A 1,080-nucleotide genomic window follows, 5' to 3' on the forward strand; every position below is an offset into this window, starting at 1 on the left:
TGTCGAAGTGGGTGGCGCCGAGCTCATGGGCGCGACGGATCCCCGTAATCGACTCCTGGTCGTCGCTGGGGCCGTAACCGATAGCGGTGCCCATTGCGCCATAGCCGATGGCGCCGACCGTGAGGCCGTACCGGCCAAGCTTGCGTTGCTGCAGCGTGACTCTCCTTTCGTGTGCTGCGTCGCCAGTGTGGCGCTGGCATGCCGACAGGACGATACTCGATTCTGCCGAACTCTTGCCTGATCCTGCCGATTGATTGACTTTTCCAGGCGAGTGGGAGCAGATGGGCTGATGACTGAACTTCCCCAACTCAAAGCCATCGCCCTGCGTCATGCCGGAAAGCCGCATCCGAATATGCCACGGCTCAGCGTCAGCATCTTCGACAGACCCTCGGAGCCCGGCTGGTTTGTCTACGACCCGGTAGTTTGCTTCGTGCTTCAAGGGTCCAAGCAAGTGTTCATCGGCGACCAGGTGCTTCAGTATGGCGCTGGCCAGTGCATGGTCGTGGCAGCCGAACTCGCCGCGATGGGGCAAATCAGCGAGGCCTCGCCCGAGCAGCCCTATGTCGCGCTCAATCTCTACATCGATCCGGCGGTGATATCTGCGCTGCTCCTAGAGATGGGCGGCATGCCAGAGCCGCCGTTGGCTACAGGGTTCGGCGTCAGCCCCGCCGGGCCAGCACTCGTCGAAGCCTGGCACCGCTTCGCGGAACTTCTGGACCGCCCCAGCGAAATCCCAGTAATGGCTCGTCATAGGGAGCACGAACTCATGTTCCGGCTCCTCATGGGACAACAGGGGCCGCTGCTCCGACAGATCGCCGGCAGCGGCAGCCGCTTGTCACATATCCGGCGGACCATGGCATGGATTCGCGAACACTACGTGCAGCATCTGACCATCGAGGCCATGGCCACGGTGGCCGGCATGAGCGTGTCGGTGTTCCATCGCCGGTTCAAGGCGATTACCGGACTGAGCCCGCTGCAGTATCAGAAGCAAATTCGCCTGCACGAGGCACGCCGACGCATGATCACCGAGCATTTAGAAGCGGCGACGGTGGCCTACGCGGTTGGATATGAGAGCGCTTC

Annotated in this window: 1 protein-coding gene and 1 pseudogene; one reads left to right on the forward strand and one right to left on the reverse strand. The window is 62.1% G+C overall.

Features of this window, described 5'->3' with window-relative positions; genetic code table 11:
• Window positions 1-331 (reverse strand): annotated as a pseudogene (locus tag AC4FWB_RS34500) (hypothetical protein); the annotation flags it as partial.
• On the opposite strand from AC4FWB_RS34500, the gene AC4FWB_RS34505 reads away from it, so the two are divergent.
• Window positions 290-1,080, forward strand: a 791-nt coding sequence (locus tag AC4FWB_RS34505) for an AraC family transcriptional regulator (protein WP_491030675.1), incomplete at its 3' end; no start/stop codon positions are given. The pseudogene AC4FWB_RS34500 and the gene AC4FWB_RS34505 sit on opposite strands and share 42 nt — an antisense overlap.

Source organism: Mesorhizobium sp. LEGMi-168a, assembly GCF_058312955.1.